Here is a 17,524-nt window from a genome sequence, read left to right on the forward strand (position 1 = left end):
CCGGTATCAACATACCGGGTTCGATAATTTCGTACACTATTTCACACCTCATGATTGACAAAACCTTCCGCTTCGGGTTAGAAAAACACTATTCATTCTTTGCTCCTTTATATATCTCATAATCGTCGCCAATCGATGTGATCTGCTTCAAGAATTTCCATTGGATTCAAGGCGATTCCCGTCGACGATATATAAAGGCCTGCAGGACGACGGCAGTCGGCTGCTGCTGCACTTTTGCCATTTGCATCAACCTAAAGGAGCCGTTTGCAATGCCGCTTTACGATCCCTTCGGGTCAACCCGGAGCACAAAGGCGTTCGTCAACTCTTCACCCCTATTCAGGAGGCCCCCCATGAAACGATTTCTGATGTCGCTGATGATTCTTTCGTTGATTTGCATGGGCACCCTGGGCATGGTCCCCCAAACCGCCCAAGCCCAGGATGTCATTACCTGGCGCTGCCCGGCCCACTTCCCGGCCGCCAGCTCCTCCTTCAAAGACAGCGTTCAATTTGTGTCCGCGCTGATCAAAGAGCGCACCAACGGACGTTTTATCATTGAACCGTATGCGGCCGGATCGCTGATTCCCGGCCCGGAGGTGTTCAACGCGGTCAAGCGGGGAATGGTGCCTATCGGCATGACCTCATCGGCCTACGACATGGCCCGGGTACCCATCCTGAACGTGGTGGCGGGGCTCCCGCTCAATTTCGCCGCCGAATGGGAAGGGGTATACTTTCACCAGTGGATGGGATTCGAACAACTGGTCAAGGACGACATGCTCAAAAACCACGGCCTGCTCTTTTTTTCCGACCGCATCTACACGACGGAACTCTCGCTGAAAAAGCCGGTACGCAGCATGGATGATTTCAAGGGTTTGAAGCTGCGCTCTTCGGGCATTATGCAAAAATACCTCACCTCCATCGGTGCCGCCGCCACCATGATTCCCGGCGGCGATATCTATGCCGGTCTGGCTTCCGGCATGCTGGACGGCGCCCATTGGGGTGCCGTGCAGGGCAGCAGCAGCATGAAATTCTATGAAATCAATAAATACCATCTCAAACCGGCCCTCAACGTGGCCGCCACCGACATCTGGGTGATCAACAAAAATGCCTTCGACAAGCTGCCCGCCGACATCCAGGAGATCCTTACCAGGACGCTCGAAGAGCATTTCTGGCGCCGCACCAATCAGTACCAATACCTGGAAGAACTTGAACTGGCCAAGGTCCAGAAAGAACATGACGTTACCGTACTGACCATACCGCCCGCGGAGTTTTCGAAAATGCAGGCCGCCGCCATCAAAATCTGGGATGAAGTGGCAGCGCTTTCACCCGACTGCGCCAAGGCGGTGGAGATGATCAAAGAGTTCAACCGCAGCATGGGCCGCCTCCCGTAACCGGTCCTGCCGGCCGGTCGTCATCGGCCCGGCTATGGAATTTCCCTGAAGCTTTGCAGCCGCACCCCGGCAGCCACCTAAAAGGGATCTGCCGGGGCAGGTTGCAAGAATCATTCGGTACCGGAGACCATTATGAGAGCCATCAATGCCATCCTCGGGTTTGTGGACGCCCTGAACGATCATCTGGGGCGCATCCTCTCCTACGCCGTCCTGCTGATGTTCCTGCTGGTGCTCAGCGAGGTGATCCGCCGCTACATTTTCAACGCGCCCACGGTGTGGGGCCAGGAGCTGACCCAGCTCACCTTCGGTGTGTACGTCATTCTTTCCGGTGGCCACATCCTGCGCTGGGGCGGTCATGTGAATGTCGATATTCTCTACACCAAGTTCAGCACCCGCACCAAGGCGTTGGTGGACATCATCACGTCGGTCCTCTTTTTCCTCTTCTGCGGCATGCTGCTCATTTACGGCGGCTCCCTGGCCCTGGACTCCATGTCATACTGGGAACACTCCATTTCCGCATGGGGCCCGCCGCTGTGGCCTTTCAAGCTCATGATTCCCACCGCCGCCGTGCTCTTGCTTCTTCAGGGCATCGCCAAACTGATCCGTGACATTATCACCCTAACCACCGGTGTGGACGCTTCATCCCAAGAACTGGTCAAAAAGGAAACGGCATGAGCATCGAACTGTTGACGCTCCTATTTTTCGGAACCCTGCTGTTGTTTCTGGTTTTGGGACTGCCTTTGTCCTTCGTGCTGGGAGGCGTTTCAGTGGTGTTCCTCTATTTCACCTGGGGACCGGAATCGTTTTACATGGTGGCTGCCCAAACCTGGGATGCCATGAACAAATTCATTCTGGTGGCCATACCGCTTTTTATTTTCATGGCCATGCTCCTGGAACGATCGGGCGCCGCCGCCGACCTCTATGAGATGATGTACGTCTGGTTCGGACCGCTGCGCGGCGGCCTGGCCATCGGCACGGTGGCCATTTGCGCGATCTTTTCGGCGATGTGCGGCATTTCGGGGGCCGCCGTGGTGAGCATGGGCACCATCGCCCTGCCCTCCATGCTGCAGCGCAATTACGACAAACTGATGGCCGTGGGCTGCATCAACTCCGGCGGCGGATGGGGCATTCTAATTCCTCCCAGCGTCATCATGATCCTCTACGCCCTGATCGCCGGCGAGTCGGTGGGCAAGTTGTTCGCCGCCGGCATCCTGCCGGGCTTCATGCTGTTCGTGCTGGTTTCCCTCTACATCGGCATCCGCTGTTACTTCCAGCCCCACATGGGACCGCCCATTCCCAAGGAGGAGCGTGGCGATTGGGGGCGCAAATTTCGATCCGTGAGAGCGGTGCTGCTGCCCATGCTGATCGTCTTCATGGTACTGGGCTCCATTGTCTTCGGCATCGCCACGCCCACCGAGGCGGCCGGCATCGGGGTGCTGGGCGCCATCATATCGGGCCTTTTCTATCGCCAGTTGAACCTGCCCTTGCTCAAGGAAGCCTCCCTGCGCACCTTCCGCCTCACCGGCATGATCATGTGGATTCTGTTCGGCGCCTACTGCTTCACCGCCGCCTACCACGGCATGGGGGCCGCCCACCTGATCGAGGATTTGATGCAGTATGTGCCCGGCGGTCCCTGGGGCACCATCATCTTCATCCAGATCATCATCTTTTTCCTGGCCATGGTACTGGACCCGGCAGGGATCATGATGATCTGCATCCCCATCTTTCTGCCGGTGGTAACGGCCTACGGGTTCGACCCCATCTGGTTCGGCATCCTTTTCATCGTCAACATGGAAATCGGTTACATGACGCCGCCCTTCGGTTTCAACCTGTTTTATATGAAGGGGGTCGTGCCGCCCTCGATCTCCATGATGGATATTTATCGTTCGGTGATTCCCTTCACCATCGTCGAGCTGGTGGGGCTTATTTTACTGATGATTTTCCCCCAGATCGTGCTCTTCCTGCCCAACCTGTTTTTCAATTGACCGCTCTGCAAACGAAGACGGCATGGCCGGTGGGTGCAATGGCGCCCACCGGCCATGCCGCTTGAGAACACAAGGGTCTTCCGATGTCCGATGGAATAGCAATCGCTTTTTGGATCGTGGTGTTGATCGGCGTGTACGTTCTGACCCGTAAGATCAATCTGTGGCGCACGCAACGGGCCGCCGGCCGCCTGATCAAGGAGCTGGAGCGGGAACAGGCCTTCGACCCGGGTTCGGCCGTTGCCCTGCCGGATGTGCAGCGCAACTATTTCCGGGCCGGCGTGCGCTCCTTTCGGCCGGAGGGATTGAAGATGTTGTTGGCCGTCGAGATGATCGCCATGACGGCAGAGGGGCGGTTCTATTTGAAACAGCGGCCCGAGCGGCAGCTTTCAGGCGCCGAAACAACCGGAAGTTAGAATTGCAGTCCGTGGTCAGCGCGGGCGATCGGCGGCGGCGGTATCGCCATAGCCCGGAAAATAGCCCATGTAGCGGGATATTTCCGCGGCAGTGTTCATCAGCGCCAGGGCGAATCCCTCCATTTTATCCCCCATCACCCGCTGCGTACCCCCCGACACACTCAGGGCCCCGGCCACCTGCCCGCTGCGCTGGTAGATCGGCGCCCCGATGCAGGACAACCCCTGCACTGCCTCCTCGCGGTCGAAGGCGTAGCCGCGCTGCCGGGTCTGGACCAGGTCTTCCAACAACTGTTGCCGGTCGGTGACGGTATTGGGGGTGAAAGCAGTGAATTGGGTGCGCTTCAAATAGCGCTCCACCTGGGCATCATCCATGAAGGCCAACACCGCTTTGCCGATGGCCGAGCAGTAGGCGTGCACCCGGGGGCCGAACTGATGGGGCAGCACCGCCCGGGCGCGGGGATGCACGGTGGAGGTGATGACCATGGAGTCGCCGTCCCAGATGGCCAGGCGGCACTCCAGGAGGGTCTCCTTGGCCAACTGGTTCATGGGCCCGGCCGACTTCTGGTTGATCTCCAGGGTACCGGCCCAGATGATGCCCAATTCATAAATCTTCAGCCCCAGACGATATTTGCGCGTGGCGCTGTCCTGCTGCAAAAACCCCTGCTGCAGCAAGGTGCGAATCAACCCGTGCACCGTGCCCTTGGAAAGCCCGACGGCGCGGCTGATTTCGGTGACCCCCAGTACGGGCACACGGTGGGAAAACAGGTTCAAAATCTGCAAGGCCCGATCCACCGACTGTATCGCCATCATTCACCGCCTGTTTGGTATCGTGGAATTGAATTTGGTATCAACGGCAATGTCACACTCCTTTGTAGCCGAACCCTGCTTGGGCTGTCAAGACAACCGAACCGGGTCGACAAGGATGATGGCTCATAGCGTCTTGGCAATGTAACGCACCATCTGACCGGCCACCAGTGCGCGTACTTCGCGGGGCAAAAAAGAGTCGCCGGCCCGCTGGAGCATGAGATCGGTCATCTCCTGCGTGCACTTTTCGACATCCCGGGTTTTCAGATAGGTCTCCTCCAACAACGCCCGCAGCTCGCGGGCGGCTTCGATGGCCCGGGGGATGAACTGCCGGGCATCATCGCCCGTGTAGGCACCGTAGTGCTCCAGCAACAAACAGTCCACATCGTAGCCGGCCAGCTTGGCGAGGCTCTGCTGGTATTCATCGAAGTTGGAATTGGGGGTGGGTTGGTAAACCCCCTCATGCTCGAGCCCCACGGCGTCGGAGGCGAAAAGGGCTTTCTCGGAAGAGCAGTAGCAGGCGATGGAACAAGAGGAGTGGCCCGGCACTTCGATGGTCTGCAAATTCAAAGCGCCACAGGTCAGCAGATCTCCCTCGGCAACGGTCTCCTCCACCCGGATTTGCGTAAAGTCACACCCCAGGGACCGCACCGCCGCGTCGAGCCCCATCCGCTGGGCCGCGGCACGGTTCATTTGAGCGATGGCAGCCGTCACTTCGGGTTTGGCCAACAGATTCTGCGCCCGCGGCGACGCGGTGACCACGGCCCACGGCCAGCGCTGCTTGAGAAAGGGCACGACACCGCAGTGGTCGAAATGGGAATGGAGGATGCAGATCCGCTTGATGCTGCGCTCGTCCACCGCCATCGCTTGCAACTGATCCATCAGCGCCGGCGCGATGTAATCCATGCCGCCGCCGAGCAACACGCTTTCATCGCCGTCACGCACCAGGTAGACACACGCCTCAGGGTGGCCCAAAAGCAGTACGCGTTCGGTGACTTTGGCCGGGGGCAATATTTTCATCCTATCCTCCATGTACCTTTTCCGATGCTCCCCGCAGCGCCCGGCACCATATCGCCGGGTGCTATTACGGGTCATCGCCAATTTTCTTGGTAGCATATTCTATTCGACAATGTCAAAAACGGATACGGTTCCGTCAAACATTTTGGGGCCCACCGGAACTGTCCAGACCATTTCGACACCTCAATTTTTATTTTTTTTTCAATTGGTTGAACAGGAATCTCGACAAGCGAGCGACCTGTTTCGCCTCTGGAACGATTGTTGACAACCCACCGGTTCTCCTCTAAGTTGAATCCACGGCCCGCCCAGCCCGCCAGAACGGGCATCACGCTTTTCCCTGGATCATGGCCATTGGACCTGAAAAGACTCATTCCCCTCTATCTCGGTGCCGCCATGGGTCCCATGGGGGGCTTCGGTATCGTTACCATCCTGCCGGTCATGGCCCAATCATGGTCCGTGGCCTTCAGCACGGCGGCGGTTTCCATCACGGTCTACATGGTGCCCTTCATCGCCATCCAGATCTTCTCGGGCGCCATCGCCCAACTGTTCGATGTACGCCGCACCTTGCTGTTCGGTTTCGCCCTCTACACCGTGGGGGCGGTGCTCAGCGGCCTGGCCCCCAACCTGACTGCTTTTCTGATCTTCCGGGTACTCCAGGGCATCGGGGCCGGATTTCTGACCCCGGTCATCATGGCCCTGATCGGTGAGCTGGTGCCGCCGGACCGTGTGGGCAAAGCCATCGGTCTGCTGGGCGTGGCCTACACCGCCGGCATCACCTTGGGCCCCTTTCTGTCCGGTATCATCGAGGTCCATCTGGGGTGGCCCTGGTTCTTCCATTTCATGGCCCTGCTGGCCTTGTCCACGGCCATCGCCTATGGATGCACCAGTGCCCCCGTAGCGCGCGCCGAGCGCACCAACGGCGGCATCAAGCGCATCCTGCCCCTGCTGGCCACGGCCGTGCGGGCACCGGGCGTGCTTTTGATCAGCTTCGCCGCGTTCTGTCTCTTTCTGGCCTATATCGGCGTGATGACCTTCACCGCAGATCACTTGAAAACCACCTTCTTTTTGCCATCGGACAAAATCGGCACCATCCTTTCCATCACCGGGCTGTCCGGCATCATCGTCTCCCCCATCGCCGGCGTGCTGGGGGATCGCCTGGGGCGCCGTCCCGTTTTCCTGGCCGGGGCCGCCATTGCCGTGCTGGCCATCGTATTGATGGCCACCGTGCCCTATTCGTATGGCAACCATCTGTTGTTTTTTCTGATCCTCGGCACCGGCGCCGCCACCGCCTGGACTTCGCTCAACACCCAGGCCATCCAGATGGTGCCCGCCATGCGGCAACCGGTCACCTCCATCTACAATGCGATCAAATTTTCCGGTTACGCCCTGGCGCCGGCCTTGTTATCCTTTCTGTACGAACCCTTCAGCCTTACCGCGGTCCTCGTCGCCTGCATCGGTGCAGTGGCCTTGGCCGCCATACTGGCGGTCAAAGCCGGCACAGCGGCTTCGTGAATCGCCGATCCAGGGGCCGGCCAAGAGTGCCGACCCTGCAAACCTTTTAACAGGAGGAGATGTCCCAATGATTTCCGTGGTCGCCAAACTGACGGTCCAAGAAGGCAAAGTCGAAGAAACCATCACCGCTTTCAAAGCCCTGCTGCCCGATGTGGCCGGTGAAGCCGGAACCCTGCTCTACAGCCTCAACCGCAACCCCAAGGACCCCAACACGATAGTGGTGATCGAGCGCTACAAGGACAAGGATGCCTTGACAGCCCACTCCGCCACGCCCCATTTCAAGGCGTTTTCCCAGAAGCTGGGCGCGGTGCTGGCGGCCAAGCCGGAGATCACCGTTCTGGAGGAGATCGACCTGGTGAGCAAGTAAGCGGCGCGCAACCGGTGCGGTCGGGCGCCCGGTGCGTCCCGGCCGCACCGGGCGCGTTCCCATGGAAACCCCCTCGCCCGAGGGAGGACAGATGATGCCGCCATCCAGCGCCCTATCCAAGAAATCCCGGCAGGCAAAGCGCTTCTGGATTCTCGGCGCCGGCCACTTCGGCGGCCTTGCCCTGACGCGCATTTCCCGTCGCCACCCCCGCGCGGCCATCACCGTGGTGGATTGCAAGGCATGCAACCTGCCCCACGGAGTCACGGCCGACTGCATCGAGGCGGATGCCGTTCAATGGTTGCAAGGCGCATTGACCTCGGCCACATGTGTGGATTGGATCGTGCCGGCCATTCCCGAACATGTTGCCGCGCAGTGGTTGAAAGACCAACTGCAGCCCGACCATACGGTCACGCCGATCAGCGTGCCGGACGCCTGGTTGCACCTGTTGCCCCATGCCATGCGCGGCCCCCTGGGCCGGGTCTATACCAGCCATGCCGACTTTCGCTGCCCGGACGACTGCCCCGAACCCGCCGACATTTGCACCCACACCGGCCGCCCCCGCCCCGAAGACCTGTTTCGCCTGCTGGGCAAGCAAGCGCCGGCGGGTTGCCGGGCCATCGTTTTACGCAGCCGGCAACTGTTGCCCGGCGTCGGCGCCCTCGCTCCCGCCGAACTGTTCGCGGCGCGGGACCAGGCGCGCCGCTGCGGCGACGGCTGCCTGATGATCGCCACGGCCTGCCGCTGTCACGGCGTGGTGGACTTTGTCCGAGTCAACGCCCCAAGGCAGCAGGCGGCCGGCTGAAGGCACGATCTACCGGGGTAGGTTGCCAAGACACCCTGCGTGGGTTCCCTATACCCTTAAAGCCATACACAAGCCGTCCATTTCCGGCGAATGGCCCGGCAGAAACATCCAGAGATTGACCATTTCCCAATCCGGATGGCCGTGGATGAGGGTATTGAAGGCGTGGGCATCCTGAAACCCGGTATTGTCCGCCACCAGAAGACCTCCGGACCGGAGCCGCTGGGCACACAGGGGCAAGGCCGGGGCATAGGCGGCCTTGTCGATATCCATGAAAACCATATCCAGCGGCGAAGAGGCCCCCTCCGCCGGCTGCAACCAGGACAACGCCTCGCCGACCTGAAGATCGACATATTCCGCCAGGCCTGCTTGCTGAAAATTGTGCCGCGCCCTTTCGGCCATGGCGGCGCTGCTCTCCACCGTCACGACACGGCCGCCGGTATGACGGCACGCCTGCGCCAGAAACAGGGTCGAATAGCCCGTCGCCGTACCCAACTCGAGGATGCGCCGAGCCCCGCTCAAACGGGCCAGCAAATAGAGCAAATGGCCCACCACGGGCCCCACGATGGGAATGTTTTCTTTTTGCGCCTCTTGTTCCAATTCCTGCAGCAACGCCGAGCGCCGCGGCAGCCATTGCCCGAAATAGGTATGCGGATCGTTGACCATGGGTGCCATCGCGCCATCCTCCTTTCGATTTAAAAAAAGGGGGAAAGAAGGGTCCGCAATACCATCCGGCCCCCTCCTTTCCCCGACCGCCGATTAGGCCGCCTTGGCGTAGACGCCGCGGTAATTGACGTACAAATCGTAAATCTTGCGCTTCAGCCGCTTGAGCTCCGCGGACATCTCCGCATCGATCCAGCGCGGTTCGCTGACGGAAAACAGCGCATTGTTCAAATCGTCGATGACATGCTCGGTGGCCTGGCACCACTCCGCGGTGCAGACACCTGCCATCTGCTTGGCCTCCTCGATATGTTTTTCAAGCCAGGAGATCGATTTGCCCAAGGCGGCCAGGTACTGACCCCAGGCCCGGGCAAGCTCCGTGCGAATTTCGTCCTTTGGCATACTCATGACAACACCTCCATTATGGATCCCCCTGAACGGGTCGACCGGCTTGCGACAAACGGTTGCATGCGTGCACTCTTTTTTGACAAGGCCGCGCAAAGCGATTGCCTGCCGGCGTTCGGATGATGACATTTCACAGTATTGAAACATGTTCAATCTAGAGCTGAAATGGGGCAATGGCAAACTCAACCGCAATCGGCCCGGCAACGTGCCTCACGGAAAAAGCATGTGGTTTTATCTCAAAATTGATATAGAAAAAGGCGGTTCCCAAGACGGGGCGTGCTCCATTGGCAACCAAAATTCAAATCGAAATCGGTATCGATATCGGTATCGAAATCGAAAGCGAACCTGAGTCGAACCAAGGCCCAAAAACGCAACTGAACCAATAACCATCTCGATTTCGACACCCGAAACCCACATCCACCCGATAGACCGGGGGGCATCCAGGAAAGGAATTGCGCATGCAGAATATCGTACCGGATGAAGGGGACGCCCCGCAGGGAACGGCGGCATCAAAACCGACGGAACTGGACCGGATATTTGCAGCCCAGCAGGCCGCCTTTGCCAACAATCCAATGCCCGGCGCGGCGCGGCGCATCGCGCACCTGAAGCGCCTCAAGCATGTATTGCTCCGCAACCAGGAACGCATCATCGCCGCGATCGATGGCGACTTCGGCTGCCGGTCAAGGGACGAGACCCTCCTGGCCGAGATGCTACCCAGCGTGGAAGGCATCCACTTTGCGACAAAACGGGTCAAAAAATGGATGCGACCGGCGCGCCGCCGGGTCGGCCTCCTTTTTCAGCCGGCAAAGGCCCGGGTGATCTATCAGCCCAAGGGGGTGGTGGGTGTCATCGTACCATGGAACTATCCGCTCTACCTGGGCATCGGCCCTTTGGTCGGCGCACTGGCCGCCGGCAACCGGGTCATGATCAAGATGAGCCGCAACACACCGCAAACCGGGCGCCTGTTGCAGGCCATGATCCAAGAGGCCTTCGCGGAAGACCATGTCGCGGTCATGACCGGCGAAGAGGGGTCGGGCGCCGCCTTCGCCCGGAAACCCTGGGACCACTTGATTTTCACCGGGTCCACCCATGTCGGCCGGCAGGTGATGGCCGCCGCCGCCGCCAATCTGACCCCGGTCACACTGGAACTGGGGGGCAAATCCCCCGCCATCATCGGTCCCCGGGCGCCGATGGCCCATGCCGCCGAACGCATCGCCTTCGGAAAGTTGCTCAATGCGGGCCAAACCTGCGTTGCGCCGGATTACGTGTTGTGCCCCCGTGGGCGCATGGAGGATTTCGAGGCCGCCTTCCGTGAAAGTGTCGCCGCGATGTATCCCGCCTTGGCCGACAATCCGCAGTACACCAGCATCATCAATGCCAAGGAACATGATCGACTGGGGGCATTGTGCGCCGATGCCGAGGCCAAGGGCGCCCGCCTGGTGACGGTCAACCCGTCCCGGGAACTGTTCGACGGCGGCCGCAAACGCCCCGTGTGCCTGGCATTGAACGTCAGCGACGCGATGGAGTTGATGCAGGAGGAGATTTTCGGCCCCCTTTTGCCGGTGGTCCCCTACGACGATCTGCCGGATGCCGTGGCCTACGTGAATCGAGGCCCCCGCCCCTTGGCCCTTTACTTTTTCGATGAACATCGGGCCAACATCGATTACGTCCTCACCCGCACCCACTCCGGCGGCGTTCTGGTCAACGACACGCTGATGCATGTGGCCCAGGACGATCTGCCCTTCGGCGGCATCGGCGCTTCCGGCATGGGGGAATATCACGGCCGGGAAGGGTTTTTGACCTTCAGCAAGGCCAAAGGGGTCATGATCCGGCCCTGGTTCAACAGCGCCCGGTTCGTCAATCCGCCCTATGGAAGATGGATTCACAAGCTGGTCTACAAACTCTTTCTCAGGTGATGGGACAGGCACGGACCATCCGCCCGAAAACTACAAAGGCAGAGCCTCGATCGAGGCCCTGCCCTATGTAAACAACCGATTGTGTGCGTTGTAATTTTTGCCTTGATTGGTGAAGCTCTGCCGTTCAATTGTCGTTTTTACAATTTACAGGTCGCCTTGGCCATCCTGTCGCTGATGCATCGGTTGATGAAGTAACCTATTGCCAATGTCGTGACCATGATTCCGATCATAGGGCACCTGCCTTTCACTTTTAGCCGGCCACATCGATGCCGGGATCGCACCCCAGGTTCTTGTCGGGTTTTTCACACTCAAAGTTGGCTTCGCGCGTGTCGGCATGCCCCTCGTTCCGTTCGTCCGTGTAATCCTGCACATTGTTCTGAGCCATGATATCACCTCTCGTTTTGTTTGATCTTTGTTTGATTTTTGGTTGTCGTTCTTTCGTTCTGTTTTCGTCCTGCATTTGAAGCAAAAGATGAGGCGCCCGGCAGGAATTGCAATGGGAACCGGTTGGTGGCGGAATGAGGGGGTGAAACTATCCATTGGGGATTGGGGGGTTGAGGGTTGTGGATTGCTGGTTGGGGGTTGGGGGTTGGGTTGAGAATAGCGCGACGGCAAACGCGAATGGTGCCAGGGCGTGGGTTGGATTGGGTGGAATGGTGCGTTGAGCCACCGCCGGCGGGTGGGGCGCGGGGGAGCGCTGGGTGCTGCGCGTTTTGGCGCCAAGGGGCCGTAATGGGGTGGGCTCCGGGCGGCCCGCAAACGCGCTGCGCTCAGACAGTGCGGGCCGGACGCCCTGCGCCCACCCCATAACGGCCCCTATGCGCCTGCACGCATTGCAGCACCCAGCGCTCCCCCGCCCCACCCGCCTCCGAAAAAGAACAAATCTCATCGAAATCGGAATCGGAATCGATTGCCCAGAATTCATGGACGATGGTGCAGCTGTTCTCTTATCGCCCCGATTTCGCTCCTTCAACCCTGCCAACCCGACAAACACCTTAAACCCGACTCGCGATGGCATTGTCCATTCGTAAAAGCGTTTTGACATCAAGGACAAAGCTCCTTTATGATGGGCCATTATCGAACGAAGCGCTCATAGGAGCATGAATGGAGGAAACTTGAAATACTTCAGATTTTGCATGTTGATTTTTGTGGTAACTTTTATGGTCTCTTTTACCGCCTGCCGGACAACGGAACCAGTGGCCCCCAAAGGTGCCGAAACACCCATTCAACAGGGGCAAAGCCCTAAACCAGGAGGAAGTGACGCCATGACCGCTCCGCCCCACACAGAAATGGACTTGGGCGCCAACGGTATTCCCGTCCGCATCAAGGGGAATAATCTCGCATCTAACGTAATGCACTTGCCGGCATATGAAGAAGCACACCAACGCAACGATTATGGCGAAATCGTTTTCCTCGTGTTGGAACGGCACAATGGGTTTTTCAAGCTGTCTCGACCCCGGGAGGAACTGAGAATTACGTCTGTTCAAAAGGATACGCTTGGCAGCGCGCATGTGAAGATGGAGCAAGTGGTTGAAACCGTTCCGGTCGAAGGGAAAATAGTGACCGCCCATTTCAATAAGGAGGGTGCTTTCTATCTATTTCAGGGCGACTTCATACCCAGCGACCTGTTGGCGACCCTATCCACCTCCCCGCGCTTAACAGCGGCCGAAGCTTCCGCCCGGGCCCTTGATGCGGCGCCCACTCCGGGCTCGACGGTTCAGGAAACATCCCTGGTTGTTTTCCCGACTTCCCCCATGGAAGCACGGCTGGCCTATCATGTTGTTGTGGCGAAGGGGTTGATGTCGCGTCATGGCATATACGTGGATGCCATGGATGGCGGCATTCTGCACACGACATCTCTGGTGCAGCACTGATGCCGGCCGGATCCCAACCCTGACCGGCGATTGATCGCCAGTGGGGATACAATTTCGGGGACGGTGGCTGACCACCGTCCCCGAAGTATTTGTTTATGGAATAAAGGGTTGGAGGCGTCCAAGGCGCACCCCTCTCAATGCCCTCCTACTCGTCGTCGGCCCGGCTGCCCTGCAACCGGCTGCGACCAATACCCATCACCAAGAGAATGAATCCGATCAATCCCATTGCCGCGACGGGTGCGCCGTAATTTGCCGAGTTTTCCAGGGTCGAGACGAAACACCCGCCACCACCGCCACCACCGCCGCCACCACCGCCACCACCACCATCCGTGCTTGTGGCGGTGCCGGTCATGGAAATCTGCTCGATGGCGTTGTCCGCATCACTGGTGATGATAAGGGTGGCGGAGCTCGAACCTGCTGCAGTGGGAGAATAGGAAAGGGTGATCGTCATCTCGGAATTGCGCGGCAGCAGTGCGTTGGTGCCGTTATGGGTGAAATGGTCAGAGCCGTTGATGGATATGTTTTGGATGCGGATATCCCTGGCGCCGCCATTGCTCAAGGTCACCTGGCGCGTTGCACGGGCAGGTGCTGCGACGCTACCGAAATTGACGGCCGAGGTGCTCAAGGTGATCTCACTTCTGATGGTTCGAGCCGCCCGGCGATGCATCATCGGCATCGCCACGGCATAGTCATTGAGGCGGGTAATGTTTCCGTTGCCCTGATATCGGGAATCGGCCGGTCCAGCCCAGTCGGTATCGATGGGGACGCGGTAGGCGGTTCCGTTTGCATTGTTCAATCTTTGGATTGTAATCGCACCGTCATCGGCCCAAAAGGTCGGTACTCCGAACACACCACGCTCTTTTATGGCCTCCAGGTTGGGGTCGGCGACTTTTCGGGTTTGCCCGTTAAGGGTGTTGAGGGTCCACACCATAGATGAAATGATCGGGGATCGGCTCAAATCTATGAGATCCACCGCAAGCACATAGTTGTTGTTGGCGGCAAAGGACGGGTATGCCAAATTGAATGCCGGGTCCTGGTTGGGAACCGGGAACGAAAGGGTGCCCTGTACCGCAGTCGGATCGGTCGGATGATCGGCCAGCCGTAAAGTACCGATGGACCAGTATTTGAAACCGCCTCCCTGGCTGCAAAGACTCTCCGTCGTTGAGACGCAGTTCAGGGCATCGAAGGCCAGAACCTTGCTGGTGAAATCGAAGGTCAAGGCATCCGGGTATTCGATGGTGTTGAACAGCTGATCGCTGCCGGGCGGCGTATCGGTGTGGGTCACAATCGGAATAGCGGATTCACGATCACCATCCAGATCGAGAACACGGATATGGTTGTCGTTTCCGGCATTGGTTGTGTAGGCAAAATAGCGCCCGTCGGGGGAAATCGCGATACTCCAGATATTGTTATCGGATCCGACGGGAACACTTTCTTCAGACGTGCCATCCGCATAAAGAACAACGGAGTGGAGTTCGAAATTTTCCGTGACATAGAAGATGACGCTGTTGCCGTTGCTCGCGGTGTAAACCGCCGGTTTCGTGTAGCGGGGCCGATCCAACAGGTTGTTCAAAGGACCGAGGTCATTGTCCCGGTCGTAGCCATTGGCGGGATTCAATAGCACGTAGAGGTGGTACTGCTCTTCATCTTCATTGGACAGGTCATGGGTGCCGTCGGCCGGGTACAGGTAAACCATCATGTCGGCGCCGGATACCGGATCGCCCGGTGTCGGCGTGGGCGGCGCCGGAGGTCCGCTGTCGCCGTACACCTCCACCACATCCCAGGCGGCTTGAACCGCGGCGACCTCCGCCGATCCTGCGCCATAGAGATCTTCGGCCGCCTGAATCTGGGTTTTGCGGGCATCGACAAACTGCGAATAGGGCGTCAAGTAGGTGGTCAACGCCCGGAACCAGATTTGCGCGGTTTTGGCGCGGCCGATGCTCTCTCCGTGACCTTCGGCCGTCAAACCCTCGGCCATGAGGTAGCCGGCCCGACTGCCGATGCTCATATTGATGTGCACACCCCCCCAGTCTCCCTCTTTGGTGTTGGGCAAGTTGCGGTATTCGCTCATGTTCCGAGGCAATTCGCTCAGTCCATCGGTGGGGTCGGCCAGATTGCGCAGGTAGCCCGGACTGGGGATGGTCACATCTTCCCCGACGGTCCAATTGCGGGTGTCCACCATGCAGGCAAACAGATCCGAATAGGCCTCGTTCAGGGCGCCGCTCTGGTTTTCATATTTGAGACCGGCGGAAAACTGGGTGATCCCATGTTGGATTTCATGGGCGGTGATGTCCAGGGAGGCGGCCAGATTGCTGAAGGTTCTGCCGTCACCGTCGCCAAAAGCGATGAAAGTACCGTTCCAGAAGGCATTGGCATAATCGCGGCCGAGGTGCACCACCCCCATATAATTGCGGTTGTTGTTGTCCAGGCCGTTCCAGTTGAAATTGTTCTTGTAGTAGTCATGCACGATCTTGATGTTGGCCATCAGGCTGGTGCCTGCCGTGTCCCAACCGCTGGTCAAGGATTTGGTAGTGATGTGGAACAGATCGGAGTCGCCGTTTCTGGCACTGAACACATAGGTGTTACCCGGGCTGACCACCGAAGAGACGGGATCGTTGGGGACCGTCGAAGAGGGCATGCGCGCATCGACCAAATAGTAAGTATCGCCTCGTTGCCAGGCATTGAAGTTGCGTCGGGTACCCTGCAGATCGATGCCGCTGGCGTTCACCACATTACCATGGATCCGCGTCATGCGGTGCACCACGGTAGCGTTGTGGGCATCGATAAAATACACCCAGGCCTCGGTTAGACTCTCTTCGGCTTCGACCTGATAGGCCAGCACCAAATTGCCGCAGGAGCGCGTGTAAACCACCAGTTCGGCATCGCCGACCCACGCGTCCGCAACGTTCAAATCCCGGGAAACCGCTTCCCGGGCTTGGCTCGGGCGGATGGCGGGGGTGGTGTCAAGATCTTGCGGCGTCGGTTCGTATCGCCCATTGAGCAAGTAGACGGCATCGCCCGCGTCCACGTGCACAATAAGCTGTTTGCCGAACACCGGAATGTCGTCCACCATTTGCTGGTACCGGAAATGGCTGGCGCCCTTGGCATCGGACCAGGCGTGGACCAATGACATCTCCTGGTCCGGACGGTGCAGCTTGAGCAGCTCCTTGTTATTGCGCAGAAATTGCCGCGCGATGCCTTCGGCCTGGGCTGCCCCGCGCGTGCTTCGCGCCACGGTTCCGCGGGTGATCGCTTTGGTCTTGAGAAAGGCCGGCGTGCCGTTGCGCGCATTGAAATGAACCTCTACCGCCTGATCATCACGCGACTGGGCGCTGAGCGCCTGCAAACTATGTCGTTGCGTATCGGTGATTGTTGCGCGTAAGCCCCCAGCCCGGGCTATTTCGGCTCTGATCTTGCTGGGGATATCCGACGACGGGGCCGCCCCGAAACGCATTGTCTGCTGAGCGGCTTGGATCTTGAGGGTACGGCTTGTTTTGGCAATCCCTTCCTTTTCAGAACCCGCCTCCAATGCGCCTTGAAGCGTCCAGTCAAGCGTTGAGCCAATATGATCCCGATGGGCAGGCCCATGCGATCCCGCGGTCCCACCGGCCAGGAAAAGGGCCAACAAAAGGACAATCAAAACACTGCCATACTTTGGGACAAGCTTTAGCATTCGATCCACGCACAACCTCCCTTTTCATTTAATCGTAAGTTGAAACACCGTCGTTGAAAGTCATCCCCGGGATTGAATGTTCCAACCCGGAAAAAGTTGAAGGCGGTATCGGATTTTCAAATCATGAATGGTGGCCGCACTCAATGAAAGCTCCATTCGACTTCTATATCTTCCTTTTCGTCTGTTTGCCAAAAAACATTAGGCATGTGTGCCGTTCAGGTCAAAAAAGTCGTCCGGCTTCAGGCGAGCACTGCATCAGTATAAATGCAATTGATCAGTTCTGAATTGCATTGGTGGAGGACAACTCCTTTTGGAAAAGAGATTTGAAGTGAGGGAAGAAACGAAGTAATGACCTGGTGCCCACAGGACCATTCATCGGTCCATCCAGATCCTTGGGCCGCCCTTGCAGACAGTCAATCCGCCCGAAAACACAAAGGCAGAGCCTCGATCGAGGCCCTGCCCTATGTGTCCAACTTATCCATTCGTTTACGCAGTTCGTTGTATATTTTGCCTTGAGTGGTGAAGCTCTGCCGATTGATTTTCGTTGTTAGAATCTACAGGTCGCCTTGGCCATTTTATCGCTGATGCATCGGTTGATGAAGTAACCTATCGCCAGTGTCGTGACCAGGATTCCGATCATAGGGCACCTGCCTTTCCATTTTAGCCGGCCACATCGATACCGGGATCGCACCCCAGGTGCTTGTCGGGTTG

General features: G+C 58.5%; 15 protein-coding genes. 9 read left to right on the forward strand and 6 right to left on the reverse strand.

The features are described 5' to 3' along the window. The first annotated feature begins 350 nt into the window (after nt 1-350). The 4 genes from dctP to MRX98_RS11680 all read left to right on the forward strand — a co-directional run bounded on the left by dctP (nt 351) and on the right by MRX98_RS11680 (nt 3,786). Nucleotides 351-1,388, forward strand: a complete 1,038-nt coding sequence (dctP, locus tag MRX98_RS11665; RefSeq protein ID WP_246908021.1) for a TRAP transporter substrate-binding protein DctP — start codon at nt 351-353, stop codon at nt 1,386-1,388. 132 nt (nt 1,389-1,520) lie between these two features. Further along, entirely contained in the window at nt 1,521-2,063 is a 543-nt protein-coding gene (locus tag MRX98_RS11670; protein WP_246908024.1) for a TRAP transporter small permease subunit, read from the forward strand. Further along, nucleotides 2,060-3,373: a TRAP transporter large permease gene (locus MRX98_RS11675; RefSeq protein ID WP_246908027.1), complete on the forward strand. Its 1,314-nt coding sequence runs from the start codon at nt 2,060-2,062 to the stop codon at nt 3,371-3,373. The genes MRX98_RS11670 and MRX98_RS11675 overlap by 4 nt, the downstream gene beginning before the upstream one ends. Before the next feature lie 83 nt (nt 3,374-3,456). Further along, entirely contained in the window at nt 3,457-3,786 is a 330-nt protein-coding gene (locus MRX98_RS11680) for a hypothetical protein (RefSeq protein ID WP_246908030.1), read from the forward strand. Nucleotides 3,787-3,801: 15 nt separating this feature from the next. Here MRX98_RS11680 and MRX98_RS11685 read toward each other — a convergent pair whose 3' ends face one another. Both MRX98_RS11685 and MRX98_RS11690 read right to left on the reverse strand, forming a co-directional pair. Then, nucleotides 3,802-4,596 carry an IclR family transcriptional regulator gene (locus tag MRX98_RS11685; protein WP_246908034.1) on the reverse strand — a complete coding sequence of 265 codons (795 nt, stop codon included), beginning with the start codon at nt 4,594-4,596 and terminating at the stop codon, nt 3,802-3,804. A 120-nt stretch (nt 4,597-4,716) separates the two neighbouring features. Continuing rightward, nucleotides 4,717-5,610: an MBL fold metallo-hydrolase gene (locus MRX98_RS11690; protein WP_246908037.1), complete on the reverse strand. Its 894-nt coding sequence runs from the start codon at nt 5,608-5,610 to the stop codon at nt 4,717-4,719. 348 nt (nt 5,611-5,958) lie between these two features. Between MRX98_RS11690 and MRX98_RS11695 the strand changes: the two genes are divergently transcribed. The 3 genes from MRX98_RS11695 to MRX98_RS11705 all read left to right on the forward strand — a co-directional run bounded on the left by MRX98_RS11695 (nt 5,959) and on the right by MRX98_RS11705 (nt 8,288). Continuing rightward, nucleotides 5,959-7,119: an MFS transporter gene (locus MRX98_RS11695; protein ID WP_246908040.1), complete on the forward strand. Its 1,161-nt coding sequence runs from the start codon at nt 5,959-5,961 to the stop codon at nt 7,117-7,119. A 67-nt stretch (nt 7,120-7,186) separates the two neighbouring features. After that, on the forward strand, nt 7,187-7,486 hold the full coding sequence (locus tag MRX98_RS11700) for a putative quinol monooxygenase (protein WP_246908043.1): 300 nt from the start codon (nt 7,187-7,189) through the stop codon (nt 7,484-7,486). Nucleotides 7,487-7,577: 91 nt separating this feature from the next. Beyond that, entirely contained in the window at nt 7,578-8,288 is a 711-nt protein-coding gene (locus MRX98_RS11705; RefSeq protein WP_246908046.1) for a hypothetical protein, read from the forward strand. A gap of 48 nt (nt 8,289-8,336) precedes the next feature. On the opposite strand, the gene MRX98_RS11710 is transcribed toward MRX98_RS11705, so the two are convergent. Together MRX98_RS11710 and MRX98_RS11715 are read right to left on the reverse strand one after the other, a co-directional pair. Continuing rightward, complete coding sequence (locus MRX98_RS11710; protein ID WP_246908049.1) at nt 8,337-8,960, reverse strand: O-methyltransferase; 624 nt, start codon at nt 8,958-8,960, stop codon at nt 8,337-8,339. A gap of 84 nt (nt 8,961-9,044) precedes the next feature. Beyond that, entirely contained in the window at nt 9,045-9,353 is a 309-nt protein-coding gene (locus tag MRX98_RS11715) for a hypothetical protein (RefSeq protein ID WP_246908052.1), read from the reverse strand. A gap of 455 nt (nt 9,354-9,808) precedes the next feature. Between MRX98_RS11715 and MRX98_RS11720 the strand changes: the two genes are divergently transcribed. Next, nucleotides 9,809-11,266, forward strand: a complete 1,458-nt coding sequence (locus MRX98_RS11720) for a coniferyl aldehyde dehydrogenase (protein ID WP_246908055.1) — start codon at nt 9,809-9,811, stop codon at nt 11,264-11,266. Nucleotides 11,267-11,516: 250 nt separating this feature from the next. Here MRX98_RS11720 and MRX98_RS22025 read toward each other — a convergent pair whose 3' ends face one another. Then, a complete protein-coding gene (locus tag MRX98_RS22025) occupies nt 11,517-11,651 on the reverse strand; it encodes a hypothetical protein (RefSeq protein ID WP_281432318.1) in 135 nt (44 codons plus the stop codon). Nucleotides 11,652-12,381: 730 nt separating this feature from the next. On the opposite strand from MRX98_RS22025, the gene MRX98_RS11725 reads away from it, so the two are divergent. Further along, nucleotides 12,382-13,140, forward strand: coding sequence for a hypothetical protein (locus MRX98_RS11725; protein WP_246908057.1), 759 nt, complete (start codon nt 12,382-12,384; stop codon nt 13,138-13,140). A gap of 145 nt (nt 13,141-13,285) precedes the next feature. On the opposite strand, the gene MRX98_RS11730 is transcribed toward MRX98_RS11725, so the two are convergent. Then, nucleotides 13,286-16,486 (reverse strand): M4 family metallopeptidase, encoded by a 3,201-nt coding sequence (locus MRX98_RS11730; protein WP_246908060.1) that lies wholly within the window; start codon nt 16,484-16,486, stop codon nt 13,286-13,288. Nucleotides 16,487-17,524: the final 1,038 nt, after the last annotated feature.

Origin of the sequence: Desulfatitalea alkaliphila (genome assembly GCF_022968795.1) — a bacterium.
GTDB classification, from domain to species: Bacteria; Desulfobacterota; Desulfobacteria; order Desulfobacterales; family Desulfosarcinaceae; genus Desulfatitalea; species Desulfatitalea alkaliphila.

What these genes read in the sequence shown, in the direction of transcription:
- dctP (WP_246908021.1), top strand. Translation starts at nt 351, where the DNA reads ATGAAACGATTTCTGATGTCGCTGATGATTCTTTCGTTGATTTGCATG.
- MRX98_RS11670 (WP_246908024.1), top strand. Translation starts at nt 1,521, where the DNA reads ATGAGAGCCATCAATGCCATCCTCGGGTTTGTGGACGCCCTGAACGAT.
- MRX98_RS11675 (WP_246908027.1), top strand. Translation starts at nt 2,060, where the DNA reads ATGAGCATCGAACTGTTGACGCTCCTATTTTTCGGAACCCTGCTGTTG.
- MRX98_RS11680 (WP_246908030.1), top strand. Translation starts at nt 3,457, where the DNA reads ATGTCCGATGGAATAGCAATCGCTTTTTGGATCGTGGTGTTGATCGGC.
- MRX98_RS11685 (WP_246908034.1), bottom strand. Translation starts at nt 4,596, where the DNA reads ATGATGGCGATACAGTCGGTGGATCGGGCCTTGCAGATTTTGAACCTG.
- MRX98_RS11690 (WP_246908037.1), bottom strand. Translation starts at nt 5,610, where the DNA reads ATGAAAATATTGCCCCCGGCCAAAGTCACCGAACGCGTACTGCTTTTG.
- MRX98_RS11700 (WP_246908043.1), top strand. Translation starts at nt 7,187, where the DNA reads ATGATTTCCGTGGTCGCCAAACTGACGGTCCAAGAAGGCAAAGTCGAA.
- MRX98_RS11705 (WP_246908046.1), top strand. Translation starts at nt 7,578, where the DNA reads ATGATGCCGCCATCCAGCGCCCTATCCAAGAAATCCCGGCAGGCAAAG.
- MRX98_RS11710 (WP_246908049.1), bottom strand. Translation starts at nt 8,960, where the DNA reads ATGGCACCCATGGTCAACGATCCGCATACCTATTTCGGGCAATGGCTG.
- MRX98_RS11715 (WP_246908052.1), bottom strand. Translation starts at nt 9,353, where the DNA reads ATGAGTATGCCAAAGGACGAAATTCGCACGGAGCTTGCCCGGGCCTGG.
- MRX98_RS11720 (WP_246908055.1), top strand. Translation starts at nt 9,809, where the DNA reads ATGCAGAATATCGTACCGGATGAAGGGGACGCCCCGCAGGGAACGGCG.
- MRX98_RS22025 (WP_281432318.1), bottom strand. Translation starts at nt 11,651, where the DNA reads ATGGCTCAGAACAATGTGCAGGATTACACGGACGAACGGAACGAGGGG.